Origin of the sequence: Streptomyces sp. CC228A, from assembly GCF_021390935.1 — a bacterium.
Classification (GTDB): Bacteria; Actinomycetota; Actinomycetes; order Streptomycetales; family Streptomycetaceae; genus Streptomyces.
Genome location: NZ_JAJPUI010000004.1, coordinates 46,812 through 61,742, shown reverse-complemented (window position 1 = coordinate 61,742; position 14,931 = coordinate 46,812). Strand labels below are relative to the sequence as shown.

11 protein-coding genes and 3 pseudogenes are annotated in these 14,931 nt (G+C 75.0%); 4 read left to right on the top strand and 10 right to left on the bottom strand.

Translation table 11 applies throughout. The annotated features are described in order from the left end of the window. Positions 1 to 15: 15 nt before the first annotated feature. Positions 16 to 1,221 (bottom strand): MacS family sensor histidine kinase, encoded by a 1,206-nt coding sequence (gene macS / locus L6E17_RS13095; RefSeq protein ID WP_236240958.1) that lies wholly within the window; start codon positions 1,219 to 1,221, stop codon positions 16 to 18. Positions 1,222 to 1,256: 35 nt separating this feature from the next. Then, positions 1,257 to 1,997 carry a 1-acyl-sn-glycerol-3-phosphate acyltransferase gene (locus tag L6E17_RS13090; protein WP_236241337.1) on the bottom strand — a complete coding sequence of 247 codons (741 nt, stop codon included), beginning with the start codon at positions 1,995 to 1,997 and terminating at the stop codon, positions 1,257 to 1,259. 220 nt (positions 1,998 to 2,217) lie between these two features. On the opposite strand from L6E17_RS13090, the gene L6E17_RS13085 reads away from it, so the two are divergent. Beyond that, positions 2,218 to 2,997, top strand: coding sequence for a carboxylesterase (locus tag L6E17_RS13085; protein WP_236240957.1), 780 nt, complete (start codon positions 2,218 to 2,220; stop codon positions 2,995 to 2,997). Positions 2,998 to 3,282: 285 nt separating this feature from the next. Next, positions 3,283 to 3,830, top strand: a pseudogene (locus L6E17_RS13080) (hypothetical protein). Positions 3,831 to 3,833: 3 nt separating this feature from the next. On the opposite strand, the gene L6E17_RS13075 reads toward L6E17_RS13080, so the two are convergent. The 6 genes and pseudogenes from L6E17_RS13075 to L6E17_RS13050 form a co-directional block, all read right to left on the bottom strand. After that, positions 3,834 to 4,595 carry an endonuclease/exonuclease/phosphatase family protein gene (locus tag L6E17_RS13075; RefSeq protein ID WP_236240956.1) on the bottom strand — a complete coding sequence of 254 codons (762 nt, stop codon included), beginning with the start codon at positions 4,593 to 4,595 and terminating at the stop codon, positions 3,834 to 3,836. 67 nt (positions 4,596 to 4,662) lie between these two features. Further along, entirely contained in the window at positions 4,663 to 5,604 is a 942-nt protein-coding gene (locus L6E17_RS13070; protein ID WP_236240955.1) for an ROK family glucokinase, read from the bottom strand. Positions 5,605 to 5,681: 77 nt separating this feature from the next. Further along, complete coding sequence (locus tag L6E17_RS13065) at positions 5,682 to 6,173, bottom strand: DUF5304 domain-containing protein (RefSeq protein ID WP_236240954.1); 492 nt, start codon at positions 6,171 to 6,173, stop codon at positions 5,682 to 5,684. 33 nt (positions 6,174 to 6,206) lie between these two features. Further along, positions 6,207 to 7,335 (bottom strand): annotated as a pseudogene (locus L6E17_RS13060) (ArsA family ATPase). A 282-nt stretch (positions 7,336 to 7,617) separates the two neighbouring features. Continuing rightward, positions 7,618 to 8,061 (bottom strand): SRPBCC family protein, encoded by a 444-nt coding sequence (locus L6E17_RS13055; protein WP_236240953.1) that lies wholly within the window; start codon positions 8,059 to 8,061, stop codon positions 7,618 to 7,620. Between the two features lie 57 nt (positions 8,062 to 8,118). After that, positions 8,119 to 8,895 (bottom strand): metallophosphoesterase, encoded by a 777-nt coding sequence (locus tag L6E17_RS13050; RefSeq protein WP_236240952.1) that lies wholly within the window; start codon positions 8,893 to 8,895, stop codon positions 8,119 to 8,121. A gap of 270 nt (positions 8,896 to 9,165) precedes the next feature. Between L6E17_RS13050 and L6E17_RS13045 the strand changes: the two genes are divergently transcribed. Continuing rightward, on the top strand, positions 9,166 to 10,971 hold the full coding sequence (locus L6E17_RS13045; protein WP_236240951.1) for a long-chain fatty acid--CoA ligase: 1,806 nt from the start codon (positions 9,166 to 9,168) through the stop codon (positions 10,969 to 10,971). A gap of 198 nt (positions 10,972 to 11,169) precedes the next feature. Here the strand turns inward: L6E17_RS13045 and L6E17_RS13040 are convergent, their stop codons facing one another. Beyond that, a complete protein-coding gene (locus tag L6E17_RS13040) occupies positions 11,170 to 12,312 on the bottom strand; it encodes a glycosyltransferase family 4 protein (protein ID WP_236240950.1) in 1,143 nt (380 codons plus the stop codon). A gap of 118 nt (positions 12,313 to 12,430) precedes the next feature. Here L6E17_RS13040 and L6E17_RS13035 point away from each other — a divergent pair, with 118 nt between their 5' ends. Then, positions 12,431 to 13,687 (top strand): glycosyltransferase 87 family protein, encoded by a 1,257-nt coding sequence (locus tag L6E17_RS13035; RefSeq protein WP_236240949.1) that lies wholly within the window; start codon positions 12,431 to 12,433, stop codon positions 13,685 to 13,687. Here the strand turns inward: L6E17_RS13035 and L6E17_RS13030 are convergent. Continuing rightward, positions 13,657 to 14,855 (bottom strand): annotated as a pseudogene (locus L6E17_RS13030) (hypothetical protein). The gene L6E17_RS13035 and the pseudogene L6E17_RS13030 overlap by 31 nt on opposite strands. Positions 14,856 to 14,931: the final 76 nt, after the last annotated feature.

The window sequence follows — 14,931 nt, the reverse complement described above, 5'->3', positions numbered from 1 at the left end:
TGATCGGCTGTTCCGTCACTGCTGCGCCGCCTTCCCCCGGGGAACCTTCAACTCCACCTCCGTGCCCTGCCCGGGCACCGAGATCCACTCGGCCGTCCCGCCCAGGTCGCGGAGGCGTCCGCGGATGGACTGGGCGACGCCGAGGCGTCCTTCGCTCTCCGCCTGGGCGAGGCGGCCCTCGGGGATGCCCGGCCCGTCGTCCCGTACGGTCACGGTCACCTCGTCGGGCCAGTCCTCGACCAGGATCCACGCCCTGGCGTCCGCCCCGGCGTGCCTGCGGACGTTGTCCAGGGCGGCGCCGACGGCGGCCTCCACCTCGCGCGCCGCCCGGCCGGGCAGCAGGACCGGTGCGCCCGGCTCGGCGAAGGTCACCCGGGAGCCCGCGTGCGCGGTGAGCAGCGCGCGCAGGTCGAGTTCCGCCGCGGCGTCCGCCTCCCGTGCCGCCGCGTCCCGCCGGGCGCCGGGCACCCGCGCGGCCGCGTCCGGGGACGGGCGGTCCAGGCCGCCGGCCACCAGGGCGCGCAGGGCCACCTCCTGCTCGCCCGCCATGCGGCCGAGCTCGGCCGCCTCACCGCCCAGGGCGGTGCCGCGCCGCTGCACCATGGCCAGCACCTGGAGGACCGAGTCGTGGATGTCCCGGGCCAGCCGCTCCCGCTCGCGGGTCGCCGCCTCGATCTCCAGGGCGCGGGCGAGGGTGCGCTCGGAGGCCCGGGCGACCTCCACGACGTAGCCGATGGCGATGGAGGCCACCCACACGAGCAGCACGTTGTGGACGGTGTCCGCGGTGGGCGCGCCGCGCGCGATCAGGTTGGCGACGGCGACCAGGGAGGACGCGAAGCCCGCCCAGCGCCAGCCGCCCCTGATCGCGTACGCGAGGACCGCGCCGGCCGTCCAGATGCTCGGCAGCGTGGGCCGGTCCTCCAGCTGGGCGTGGGCGTCGGCGAGCGGGGTGAGGAGGATGCCGGTGAGGGCGATGGCCAGGTCGGCGACGAGGAACCGCTTGGTGCACCGAGCGGCACTGGACACCCTGGGCAGGGTGGCCAGGGTCCAGACGGCCAGCACCGCGAGGAAGGCGTAGGCCAGCCAGGGCCGTTCGAGCTCGTCCCGGCCCAGCACGTGGATGAGCACCGCGTAGCCCATGGTGAGGACGCGGTACCCGGTCAGCGCACGCCACAGCGGCTGCTCCACCGACATGCGCACGACACGCTCACGCCTGGCCATGTGCCCCCCACTCCGTCCTGCGGACGCGGACGCGGTCAGGCGCCGGAGGGCGTGTCGCCGGCGCCCTTGGCCGCACGCCCCTTCGCGGCTTCCTTGGCGGCCTTCTGCGCCTCCGCGATCTGCCGCTTGGCGACCGTCGCGTAGATGTCGACGTACTCCTGCCCGGACAGCTTCATGATCTCGTACATGACCTCGTCGGTCACCGAGCGCAGGATGAAGCGGTCGCCGTCCATGCCCTGGTAGCGGCTGAAGTCCAGGGGCTTGCCGATCCGGATGCCCGGGCGCATCAGCTTGGGGACGACCTTGCCGGGCGGCTGGATCTTCTCCGTGTCGATCATGGCGATCGGGATGACCGGCGCGCCGGTGGCCAGCGCCACGCGCGCGAGGCCGCCGGGCTTGCCGCGGTAGAGGCGGCCGTCCGGGGAGCGGGTGCCCTCGGGGTAGATGCCGAACAGCTCGCCCCGCTCGATGACCTCGATACCGCTGCGGACGGCCGCCTCCCCGGCGCCGCGGGCACCGGAGCGGTCCACCGGCAGCTGGCCGACGCCCTTGAAGAAGGCGGCGGTGAGCCTGCCCTTCACGCCGGGCGTCGTGAAGTACTCGGCCTTGGCGATGAAGGTGACCTTGCGGTCGAGGACCGCGGGCAGGAAGAAGGAGTCGGAGAACGAGAGGTGGTTGCTCGCGAGGATCGCGGGGCCCTCGGCAGGGATGTTCTCCAGGCCCTCCACCCAGGGTCTGAAGGCGAGCTTCAGCGGCCCCCCGATGGAGAACTTCATGGCGCCGTAGATCAACTGGGTCCCTCTTCGTCCTCTGGTCCGTCGATCAGACCATAACCCCTTCGGCGGTCGCCGCCCGCCCGGGCGGGGCGACGGACCTGGTCGGTGTCAGCGCGGTCGCGTACGGTGAACCACACAGTTCCCGTTTCCCGTAGTCCCCGGACACCACCGGACGTTCCGCGTCCACCGACCGTCCATCGACCCCGAACAGGAGACCCCCGTGCCGGTCCTCCCCGGAGCCGAGCCGTACCGCCACGAGGGCGGCGATGTCGGCGTGCTCCTCTGCCACGGCTTCACCGGTTCGCCGCAGTCGCTGCGCCCCTGGGCCGAGTTCCTCGCGGAGCGCGGTCTGACCGTGTCGCTGCCGCTGCTGCCCGGGCATGGTACGCGCTGGCAGGACATGCAGGTCACCAGCTGGCAGGACTGGTACGCCGAGGTGGACCGCGAGCTGCGGGTGATGCTGGAGCGGTGCGGCCGGGTGTTCGTCTTCGGCCTGTCCATGGGCGGGGCGCTCACGCTGCGGCTGGCGGCCAGGCACGGCGACGCGGTCCGCGGCATCGCGCTGGTCAACCCGGGCAACAAGGTGCACGGCGTGATGGCGCACGCGCTGCCGGTGGTGCGGCACTTCGTGGCGTCCACCGAGGGGATCGCCAGCGACATCGCCAAGGAGGGGGTGCAGGAGGTGGGCTACGACCGGGTGCCGCTGCACGCCGCGCACTCCCTGCGGCAGTTCTTCCGGGTGGTCGACGGCGAGCTGCCGCAGGTGACGCAGCCGGTGCTGCTGCTGCACAGCCCGCAGGACCACGTCGTGCCGCCCTCCGACTCGGCCCGGATCCTCAGCCGCATCTCCTCGACGGACGTCACGGAGGTCCTGCTGGAGCGCAGCTACCACGTGGCGACCCTGGACCACGACGCCGAGCGGATCTTCGAGGAGAGCCACGCCTTCATCGAGCGCCTCAGCGCGGGCGTGAGCCGCGAGGGGAACGAGAGCGTTGTCTGAGCAGCACGGCGCGGACCGCGACGAGGAGCGCGGGGAGGACCGCGTGGAGGGCGGCGGGACCGCCCCGGCCGCGGGCGGCGCGCAGCCGGACGGCGAGGCGCTGCCGGAGGGCGGCGCCCCGGCCGAGGGCGGCGCCCGGGGCGAGGGCGAGGGGCGGGCGCAGCGGGAGGACCGCCCCGCCGGGGGCCGGCCGGGGAGCCGTCCGCGAAACCTGCCGGGGAGCCGTCCGCGAAGCCCGCCGGGAAGCCCTCCGGGAAGTCCGGGGAAAGCTCCGGCGGGTCGCCGCTGGACGAGGACGCGGCCTGGGCCGCCATCGTGGCGGCCTACGGCCAGGAGCCCCGGACCCGCCGGGCGCCCGGCCGTTCCGCTCGGTGGAGGACCTCGCCCTGCTGGAGGAGGACGACCCCGACGGGCATGACGGCGACCGGCGCGGCGGGGGCGGCGCACCGGCCGGCGGCCAGAAGCCCGCGCCGGGCAGTTCGGTCGTGTTCGCTCCGGGTGTGGGCCCCGCGGGGCCGCGCGACTACGAGCTGGCGGAGGAGCGGGAGGACGACGGGCCCGGCCAGGGCGGCGAGGGCGACGAGGGGCACTTCGTGCCGCCGGAGCCGCCGCCGCTGCCGGAGGCCGACGCGGCCACCAAGTTCGGCTGGCTGGGCGTGGTGGGCGGCCCGGTGCTCATGCTGCTCGCGGTGCTGCTCCAGTGGGAGATGACGTGGTGGCTGACCACGCTGTGCGTGGGCGGCTTCCTGGGCGGCTTCGCGACCCTGGTCGCCCGGATGAAGCGCGGCGACGACGACGAGTACGACGACCCGGGGCGCGGCGCGGTCGTCTAGCGGTCACGGGCCCGCGGGGATGCGGAGGGCGGCCAGCACGGGCAGGTGGTCGGTGGCGGCCGCCAGGTCCGCGCCGGTGACGCCCGGCAGACCCGCGGGCACGCCGCAGCCCAGCACCTCGACGCCCTTGGTGGCGTAGAGGGCGTCGATCCGCCGGTCGGGGGCGTGCGCGGGCCAGGTGTGCTCGCCTCCCCACGGCCGTACGGCCCGGCAGTCCTGCAGTTCGCCGGCCAGCCGCCGGAACGCGGGGCCGCCGGGCCGCTCGTTGATGTCGCCCCCCACGACGGCGTGCGGCACGTCGAGCGCGGCCAGCCGGTCGAGCAGCAGGCCGGCCTGGGTGTACCGCTCGTCGCGGCGCAGGCTCAGGTGGCAGGAGACCAGGCCCAGCCGGGCGCGCCCGATCCGGACGACCGCGGTGGCCAGGCCGCGGCGGTGCAGGCCGGGGGTGAGGGGCAGCAGCAGGTCCTCGGCCCGTTCGACGGTGACGCGCAGCGAGCACAGCAGCAGCGGCCCGGCCGCGGTGGCGCCGCCGCCCAGCACGAGCAGACCGCTCTTGGCGGCGAGCCGGGCGGCGTGCTTGCGCCAGCGGAAGAAGCGGGGCGCCTCCTGGACGAAGACCACGTCCGGCGCGCAGGCGCGGACGACCCGGGCCAGGGCGTCCTCGTCGTCGCGCAGGGACCGGATGTTGTAGCCGAGGACGCGGATCACGGCCGAACCGTCGGGCTCGGTGCGGGAGTCGGGCAGCGGGGGGAGCGGCGACGCCATGCCGGGCACGATACGGCAGCGCCCGCCGCGTCCCCAGGGGACGCGGCGGGCGCGCGGGTGCGTGTCCTCAGCCCTGGCGGGCCAGGTCCGCGGCCCCCACGAGGCCGGCCTTGCCGCCGAGCTGGGCGGCGAGCACCTGGGCCTGCGGGCGGTAGTTGCCGCCCACGAGCCAGCGGCGGAACGACTTGCGGATGGGGTCGAGGACGAGCTCGCCCTCGTCGGAGACGCCGCCGCCGACGATGAACGCGGACGGGTCGAAGAGGGAGGCGAGGTCCGCGAGGCCCGCGCCCGCCCAGCGGGCCAGCTCCCGGAAGGAGTCCACGGCGACCGGGCAGCCCTGGCGGGCGGCGTCGCTGATGTGCTTGCCCTGGATGCCCTCGGGGGTGCCGTCGCCGAGGCCGAGCAGGATGCCGGCGTTCTCGGGGGTGGCGTTGGCGCGCTGCCTCGCGTACCGGACGAGGGCGCGCCCGGAGGCGTACTGCTCCCAGCAGCCCTGGCTGCCGCAGCCGCACAGCAGGCCGTCGGGGACGACGCGGATGTGGCCGAACTCGGCGGCGACGCCGAAGCGGCCGCGGCGCAGCTTGTTGCCGATGATGATGCCGCCGCCGAGGCCGGTGCCGAGGGTGATGCAGATGACGTCGTCGTGGCCCTGGCCGGCACCGAAGCGGTATTCGCCCCACGCGGCGGCGTTGGCGTCGTTCTCGACGACGACGGGCAGGCCCGTGCGCTGCTCGACCTTGTCCTTGAGCGGCTCGTGGCGCCAGTGGATGTTGGGTGCGAAGAGGACGGTGGCGCGCTTGTCGTCGACGTAGCCGGCGGCGCCGATGCCGACGGCCTCGACGTCATGGCCCCTGCCCGCCTCGGAGACGGCCGTGCAGATCGCGTCGACGATGCCTTCGGGCGTCGGCGGGGTGGGCACCCGGTGGATGTCGAGAATGGTGCCCTCTTCGTCGACCACGCCGGCCGCGATCTTCGTACCGCCGATGTCGACGCCGATGGTGAGTCCCATGTGTCCCTCAGTATTCGGTCGAGCCCCGCTATGGCCAACCGTACCCGAGGGCGGGTGCCGCCCTGTTCCCCGCGGGTTCAGTCGAGGTCGATCCGCTCGTTCCCGGAAGGGTCCCCGCCGTTCCCGTCGTCTTTCCCTCCGGGAGCGCTGGTGGTGCCGGTGGTACCCGAGTCACCGGTGGTGCCGGTGGTGCCCGCGGTGCCGTGGGTCCAGCGGTGCTCGTGGCCCTGCACCGCGGAGCGGTAGGCGGCGAGCAGCTCGCTGCCGGCGGCGGCCAGGTGGTCGAAGACCTGCGGGTTGCGTTCGATGACCGGCTCGACGGCGGACCTGGCCTGGTCCACGAAGTGCCGTACGGCGCCCTGGGCCCCCTCGCCGAGCAGCGGGCCGCCGAGCTCGGCCACCTTGCCGGCGACGGCGTCGACGAGCCTGCGCAGCTCTTCGGCCGCCGTGCCGGGCGGCGGCGTCCCGTCCCCCCGGCGCCGGGCGCGCTCGGCGGCCAGGTCCTCGGCGCAGGCCCGCGCCCAGGCGTCCGCGTCGGGTCCGGGGCGGTCGGTCGTGGGGTCGCTCATGCACTCGACGGTACCCGAAGGGCGGGGCGCTGTTCAGGGGGTGCGGGGCCACAGCCCCGGGTCCGGCGTGAAGCGGACGCTGAGCACGCCGCCGCGCAGGGCGGCGCCGGAGACGGTGCAGCGGCGCAGCGCGGACGGCAGGGGGGCGATGTGCCGGAACCGGCCGACGGTGAGGACGAGTTCGTCGCCGCGGCGGACCAGCCCGAGGTCGCTCCTGGCGGCGCCGGGGAGCGGGATGCGCCACACGAGGACGCCGTCGTCGGCGCGGCGGTCCTCGACGGTCCACTCGGCGCGGGGGCGGGCGGCAGGTCCGGGACGTCCCCGAGGGCGGCGAGCTCGTCGGCGGAGCGCGGCTCGCGCCCGGTGTGCGGCACCTCGTGCAGCACGGCGTGCGCGTCGCGCAGCTCCTTGAGGTGGTCCTGCTGGCGCGCGGCGAGGGCGGCGAGCCACGGGTCGGGGAGGCCGTGGGCAGGACGCGGTTGGCGACGACCGCGTCGAGGGGCAGCCGGTGCAGGGCGAGCCCGGCGGAGGCCGTCCGCAGGGCCTCGGCGGCGGCGGGACCCGGCTCGACGACGAGGCGTACGCCCGTGGCGGGGGCGTCGATGAGCTCCTGTACGGCGGCGAGGTCGGCGTCCCAGCGGGCGGCGGTGCGGTAGAGCCACTCGGCGGGCATGGGGACGCCGGCGAGCTGCGCCAGCATGGGGCGCAGCGCCCGGGCGGCCTGGCGCTCGGTCGGCAGGAGCCGGCGCAGGTAGCGGCGCAGCTGTCCGGGCAGTGCGAGCAGGGCGACGGCGTCGTGCAGGGGCGGGAGGTCGACGACGGCCAGGTCCGCGTCGGCGTCGGCTGCCTCGCGGAGGGCCTTGAGGAAGGCGTACCGGTCGCTGCCGGGGAGTTCGGTGAGCTCCTCGCCGTCGAGCCGGGCCGCGCCGAGCAGTTCGAGGGCGGGGGCGGCGTGCTCCTGGAGGGCGAGGAGTTCGGCGCGGAAGTGGGCGCCGGGGTCGACGCACCGGACGTCGAGCCCGTCCTGCTGCGGCAGCCAGTCGACCGGGTCGCCGCACACGAGCAGGACCTTGCGGCCCTGGCGGGCGGCGGCGAGGGCGGTGGCGGCGGCGTGGGTGGTACGGCCGGCGCCGCCCGTCCCGGTGACGAGGAGCATGCGCATAGCGGCACGCTACCGGTGGTGCGGCGCCGCTGAACGGGGGCCTCTCCCCGGCAGGCAGGTCCCGCGGGGCCGCCGGTCCGGTAGGCCGCGCGGCCATGGCCTGGGACGGGCCGCGCTTCCGGCTCCGGTCCGGCCCCGGCGAGGAGCCGGGGCCGGCGAGGAGCCGGGGCCGGCGAGGAGCCGGGGCCGGCGAGGAGCCGGGGCCGGCGAGGAGCCGGGGCCGGTGGTGGAAGGGGGCCGGCGGAGAGGACGGGCCGGGCTGCCCCGGTCCGGGGGCGGGTGTTACGGGTGGGACTCGACGCGCTTCTTGAGACCCGCGAGCGCCCGGTCGATGATGACCTTCTCCGCCTTGCGCTTGATCATGCCGAGCATCGGGATCTTGACGTCGACCGTCAGCTGGTAGGTGACCTCGGTGCGGGCGCCGCCGTCCAGCGGGGCCAGCCGGTAGGAACCGTCGAGGCCCCGCAGCATCTGCGACTTGACCAGCGTCCAGCTCACCTCGCGGTCGCCGGACCACGTGTACGCCAGCGTGTGGTCGTCGCGGATCGCCCCGGCGTCCAGCACCAGGCGCACCTGCTCGGCGCGGCCGCCGCCGTCCTGGGACAGGACCTCGGCCTCCTTCACCTCACCCGTCCACTCCGGGTAGCGCGCGAAGTCGGCGATCACGCCCATGACGTCGGCCGGCGCGGCCTCGATCGTGATGCTTGAGCTGGTGTGTTCGGCCATCGCTGTGGCTCCTCCGGGGGCTCGGTACGTGGGGGAAGGCTACCGCGTGGCCCTCCGTCACCATTCCAGGGCCCAGGGCGTCCCGGAGGAGGCGAAGTGGCCCACGTTCACGCACTCCGTCGCCCCCACCCGCATGCGCCGCACCAGCGGCTGGTGGACGTGGCCGAAGAGCGCGTAGCGGGGCCGCACCCGGTGGATGGCGTCCAGCAGGGCGCCGCTGCCGCGTTCGAAGCGGCGGGCCACCGTGTCGTAGGTGAGTTCCGGGACGTCCGGCGGGATGTGCGAGCACAGGATGTCGACCTCGCCCAGCGCCTCCACCTTCGCCGCGTACTCCTCCTCGGGGATCTCGTACGGGGTGCGCATCGGCGTGGGGAGGCCGCCGCCGACGAAGCCGAGGACGAGGCCGCCGATCTCCACCCGCTCGCCGTCGAGGACCGTCGTGCCCGGCTGCGTGTACTCGGACCACAGGGCCGGTATGTCCACGTTCCCGTAGGTGGCGTACGTGGGGGTGGGGAAGGCGGCGAAGAGTTCGGCGTACTGGGCGCGGACGGCCGACTCGATGGCCGTGGCCCGGTCGACGCCCCGCTCGGCCAGTTCGGCCCACAGGCCGCGGGCGAAGGCGTGGGCCTCCTCGAAGCGGCGCGCGGTGCGGAGCTCGACGATCCGGTCGGCGTTCGCCTCGCCGAAGAGCTGCGGGAAGATGCCGCGGGAGTGGTCGGCGTAGTCGAGGAAGAGGACGAGGTCGCCGAGGCAGACCAGGGCGTCGGCGCCGTCCCCCGCCTTGGCCAGGTCCCGGGCGTTGCCGTGCACGTCACTGACCACATGAAGTCGCATGCCGCCTCACCTTACGGGTGCGCGCCCACCGGCCGGACCTGCGGTTACTTTTCCGTTGTGACCGGTGTGGACTACTGTGCGCGCAGTACGACCACCACGTGTGACGCACGGAACATCTGGCCAGGACCCCCTATCGGGAACCGCCTACTGCTGGGTAACGTCCGGGCAGTCCAGTCGTGCTCACCCCCACTGAGCGCGGCCTGTCAAGGACCGCAAACCGGCGCACTCACACAGAGCCGTGGCGTCGGCGCCCGATGAGGAGCAGCAGTCTTGCGCGAGTTCAGCCTTCCGGCCCTGTACGAGGTCCCCGCGGACGGCAACCTGACGGATCTCATCCGCCGGAACGCCGCGCAGCACCCAGATGTCGCCGTGATGGCCCGCAAGGAGGACGCGGCGGGCGGTACGTGGACGGACGTCACCGCCGCCCGCTTCCTGGAGGAGGTGCGCGCCGCCGCCAAGGGCCTCATCGCCCGGGGCGTCCGGCCGGGCGACCGCGTGGCCCTGATCTCCCGCACCCGCTACGAGTGGGTGCAGCTCGACTTCGCGATCTGGAGCGCGGGCGCGGTGACCGTGCCGGTGTACGAGACCAGTTCGCCCGAGCAGATCCGGTGGATCCTCGGCGACTCCGGCGCGGTCGCGGCGATCGTGGAGGGCGACGCGCACGCCAAGGCGGTGGCTTCCGTGCAGGCCGAGCTGCCCGACCTGAAGCACGTGTGGATCATCGAGGGCGACGCCGTGGCGGAGCTGACCGCGGCCGGGGCGGACGTCTCCGACGAGGCGGTGGACGCGGCCGGATCCACCGCGAAGGCGGACGACCTGGCCACCATCGTCTACACCTCCGGCACGACGGGCCGCCCCAAGGGCTGCATGCTCACGCACCGCAACTTCTTCGCGGAGTGCGGCAACGTGGTGGAGCGGCTGAAGCCGCTGTTTAGGACGGGCGAGTCGTCCGTGCTGCTCTTCCTGCCCGCGGCGCACGTCTTCGGGCGGATGGTCGAGGTCGCGTCGGTGCTGGCGCCGATCAGGCTCGGCTGCGTCCCGGACATCAAGAACCTCACCGACGACCTGGCGACGTTCCGCCCGACGCTGATCCTGGGCGTGCCGCGGGTCTTCGAGAAGGTGTACAACTCGGCGCGCGCCAAGGCGCAGGCGGACGGCAAGGGCCGGATCTTCGACCGGGCCGCGCAGACGGCGATCGACTACAGCCGCGCCAAGGCCGGGCCGGGCGGCCCGTCGCTGGGCCTGCGGCTGAAGCACAAGCTGTTCGACGTGCTGGTCTACGGCAAGCTGCGGGCGGTGCTCGGCGGCCGCTGCCAGTACGCGATCTCCGGCGGCGCTCCGCTGGGCGAGCGGCTCGGCCACTTCTACAGCGGCATCGGCTTCACCGTGCTGGAGGGCTACGGCCTCACGGAGTCCTGCGCGGCGACCGCGTTCAACCCGTGGGACCGGCAGAAGATCGGCACGGTCGGGCAGCCGCTGCCGGGCTCGAAGGTGCGCATCGACGACGACGGCGAGGTGCTGCTGCACGGTGAGCAGGTCTTCACGGGTTACTGGAAGAACGAGGCCGCGACGGCGGAGGCGCTGACGGACGGCTGGTTCCACACCGGTGACATCGGCACGCTGGACGAGGACGGCTACCTGGCCATCACCGGCCGGAAGAAGGAGATCCTGGTCACGGCGGGCGGCAAGAACGTCGCCCCGGCGGTGATCGAGGACCGGATCCGCGGCCACGCCCTGGTCGCGGAGTGCATGGTGGTGGGCGACGGGCGGCCGTTCGTCGGCGCGCTGGTCACCCTCGACGAGGAGTTCCTCGGCCGCTGGGCCGCCGACCACGGCAAGCCGGCCGGGTCGACGGCAGCGTCCCTGCGGGACGACCCCGAACTGCTGGCCGAGGTGCAGAAGGCCGTGGACGACGGCAACGCCGCCGTGTCGAAGGCGGAGTCGGTGCGGAAGTTCCGCATCCTGCCGTCCCAGTTCACGGAGGAGGCCGGGCACATCACGCCGTCGCTGAAGCTGAAGCGCAACGTGGTGGCGAAGGACTTCGCGGACGAGATCGAGGCGATCTACCGCTCGTAGGGCCCGTCCGCCCGCCCCCGTGCCGCGGGGGCGGGGTCCGTGTCGCGGGGGCCGTGTCACGGGGGCGGGGTCCGTGCCGTGTCGCGGGCCGCCGACGCGGCGCAGCCCTCGCCCCGCCCGCCGCGTCCGCACCGCCGGGCCGCCGCGCCCCGGGGCTGACGCCCGACCGGAGCCCGGGCGGTAGGCGCGCCCGTTCTCCTACAGCAGGTGCTGCAGGCGGTCCGCCAGGAGGTCCCAGCGCCAGCGCTCCTCGACCCACGTGCGGCCCCGCTCGCCCATGCGGCGGCGGAGGGCGGGGTCCTTGAGCAGCGGGACGATCCGCTCCGCCGCCTCCTCGGGGGACCCGCCGCGGACCACCCAGCCCGTCTCGCCCTCCAGGACCGTGTCGGGGGCGCCGCCCGAGTCGCCGGCGACGACGGGCAGGCCGGTCGCGGAGGCCTCCAGGTAGACGATGCCGAGGCCCTCGACGTCCAGGCCGCCGCGCCGGGTGCGGCAGGGCATCGCGAAGACGTCCCCCGCCCCGTAGTGCGCGGGCAGTTCCTCCCACGGCACAGCGCCCGTGAACCGCACAGAACCGGCCACCCCGGTCTCGTCGGCGAGCCGGCGCAGGGCCTTCGCGTACGGGCCGCCGCCCACGATCAGCAGGACGGCGTCCGGCACCTGCGCGAGGATCCGGGGCATGGCGGCGATCAGGGTGTCCTGGCCCTTGCGCGGCACCAGCCGGGACACGCAGACGACGACGGGGCGGTCGGTGAGGCCGAGGCGGGCGCGCACGTCGGCGCCGCCGGACTCGGGGTGGAAGCTCTTCTCGTCGACGCCCGGCGGCAGTTGCACCATGCGCGCCGCCGCCTGCGGGGTCAGCGCCGCGGCGATCCGCGAGCGGGTGTACTCGCCGAGGTACGTGATCGTGTCCGTGGTCTCCCCGATGCGGTGCAGCAGCTGCCGGGAGCCCGGCAGCTGCGCCCAGCCCGCCTCGTGGCCGTGCGTCGTGGCGACGATCCTGCGGGCCCCGGCCCGGCGCAGCGCGGGCGCCATCAGCCCGAGCGGCGCGGCCGCCCCGAACCACACGGAGGAGCAGCCGTGCTCCCGCAGCAGGGACACCGCGCGGGCGGTGGCCCGGGGCGTCGGCAGCAGCATCGTCGTGCGGTCGCGGACCACCGGGAAGGGCTGCCGCGCGTCGAACGCCGCCGTGGCCGCGACACCCTCCGCGTCCCGCTTCCACGTGGACGCGTAGACGACGACCTGGTCGGGATCCAGCCGCAGCGCCATGTTGTGCAGGAATGCCTGGATCCCGCCGGGCCTCGGCGGGAAGTCGTTGGTTACGATCAGCGTCTTGTGCATCGTGGCCGAAACAGTACCGAAGGACCGCACGGCCCGGCACTCCGCTCGCGCACCGCGGCGCCCCGCGAGGCACCCTGACACCGCCGATCAGCACCAACCGAACCCGGACGAGGTACCGATGACGCACACGAGCGGACGACGGCTCCCCGCGGCCCTGTGGCTCGCCTCCCGAGCCGTGCTGCTGCTCTACACCTTCCGGGTCGTGTTCGTGCCGGGACCGGACGTCACCACGGACGTGTCGGTGATCTACCACCAGTGGTACGAGGTGCTCCAGCGCGGCACGTACCCGATGAACGACGTGACGTGGCAGTACCCTCCGGCCGCCGCGCTCGCGATCCTCTCCCCCGCCCTGCTGCCGTTCCTGGAGTACGCGCACGCGTTCTTCGTGCTGGCGCTGCTCTGCGACGCGGCGGTGTTCGGGCTGCTGATGTACGCGGGCAGGCGGCCCGGCAAGAGCCTGGCGGGCGCGTGGGTGTGGGTGGTCGGTCTGCCGCTGCTCGGGCCGACCTCGTACGCCCGGTACGACGTGATGGTGACGGCGGTGGCCGTGGCCGCGCTGCTGGCGGGCGTCCGCCGGCCGGGCGTCCTGGGCGCGCTGGCCGGGTTCGGCGCGCTGCTGAAGGTGTGGCCGGTGCTGCTGCTGGCGGGCACGGCCCGCGGCCGGGTGACCCGCACGTCGTGGGCGGCGGCCGCCGCGACGGGTGCGGCCGTGCTGCTGGCCTGCCTCGCCGCGGCCCCCGGGGCCCTCGCGTTCCTCACCTTCCAGCGGGACCGCGGCACCGAGGTGGAGTCGCTGGGCGCGCTGGTGTTCCACATGGCGCGGTTCTTCGGCTCCTGGGACGGCGAGGTGCGGCTCAACTACGGGTCGGTGGAGTTCCTCGGCCCGTACGTGCCGCTGGTCAGCAGGGCCGCGCTGGCGCTGACCGTGCTGGCGTTCGCGTGGCTGGTGCTGTGGCGGCTGCGGGCGCGGGAGTTCGGCAGGACGACGCTGTGCGACGCGGCGTTCACGGCGGTGCTGCTGTTCACCACGACGAGCCGGGTGATCAGCCCGCAGTACATGCTGTGGCTGGTGGGTCTGGCGGCGGCGTGCCTGGTGTGGCGGGGCAGCCGGATGCTGCAGCCCGCGGTGCTGGTGCTCGTGGCGACCGGGGTGACGCTGCTGGAGTTCCCGATCTGGTTCTCCCACGTGGTGGCCAGCGACGCCCTGGGCCTGCTCCTGCTGCTGGTGCGCAACGGGCTGCTGGTGGCGGCCTCCCTGCTGGCGTGCCGCGAGCTGTGGCGGCAGACCGTGACCGAGCCGGCCCTGCGGGAGGCGGCGGCCGCCGTGCCCGCGCAGGCGGCGGCTCAGCGGGACGGGGCGCTGCTGAAGTCCTGACGCATCCGGTCCTGCCAGGCCCGGGTGAACGCCTCGGGCGTGGTGGACAGGACCGTGCGCAGGGCCTCCTCGACGGCTCCCTCCCGCTGCGGGTGGGCGCCCACCGCCCGGTAGAACGCGGCGAGTTCCGCCTCGCCCCATCGGTCCGCGATCAGCTCGCAGGCCAGCCAGGCACCCTCGTAGGCACGGGCGACGGCCTCCTGGTCGCCGCCGAAGGCGAAGTCCGCGTCGGCGGGCAGCGCGTCGGGCACGTCCCCCGCCCGCACGGCGCGCCCGAGCGCGGGCGCGATGTCCCGGGGCGCCCGGTCGCCGCCCCGGTGCGCGGCCCAGTCGGCGAAGCCCTCGGACAGCCACAGGGGCGTGGCCGCGGAGGTGTGCGCCCGGGTGGCCACGTGCGTGGTCTCGTGGGCGAGGACGAAGCGCCTGCCGAAGGCGCCGAGTGACGCGTACGCCTCGGGGTTGACGACCACGCGGTCGGCGGGCGCCGCGCCCCGGTCCCCGGTGCGGCCGGTCGTGACGGCCGCGGTGCCGCGGTAGCCGTCGGCCGGCTGCCCCAGCAGCTCCCCCATCGCGTCCAGCGACGGCGGCACCAGCACCACGACCCGCCGGTCCCACGGTTCGGGCCAGGCGTCCGCGACCCGGGGACGGCCCGGTCGGCTTCGGCGGCGATCTCCCGCAGCCTGGCCTTGGCGTGGCCGACGCCGAGCACCAGGCTGCGTGCGCCGCGCACCACGTCGACGCGCCCCTGCTCCCACAGCTGGGCCGCCGCTCCCCCGGCGCGCCGGTCCTCGCGGACCTGCCAGGTGCCGTCCGGGTCGCGGCGCAGTTCCAGGTCGCGCTCCCCGGTGACGGGGCCGGCCGTGTCGTGGCCTTCCAGCGTGTAGGCCAGTTCGGCCCGGACGGCGGCGGCGTCGGGCCCGTCCCGCCGTACCCGCAGGACCCGGTACGACCACGAGCCGAGGGGCACTCCGGCGAGGTTGGCGAACTCGTGGGCCGCGGGGTCGTCGGGCGGCACCCGCCCGGCGAGCACGTCGGCGCCCCGCCGGTCGAGTGCGGCCTGCACGTCCTCGCGGTCGGCGGCGCCCCGCTCGGGGGCCGTGCCCGGTGCCGTGCAGCCGGTCAGCCCCAGGGCGGCGGACAGGCACACCAGTGCGGCGAGCAGCGCCACGAGCCGTCCTCGGCGCACTCCGCCACCACCTCCGCGTTCCCGGCCGGCCACGCCCCGATCGTACGGGCCCGGCGGG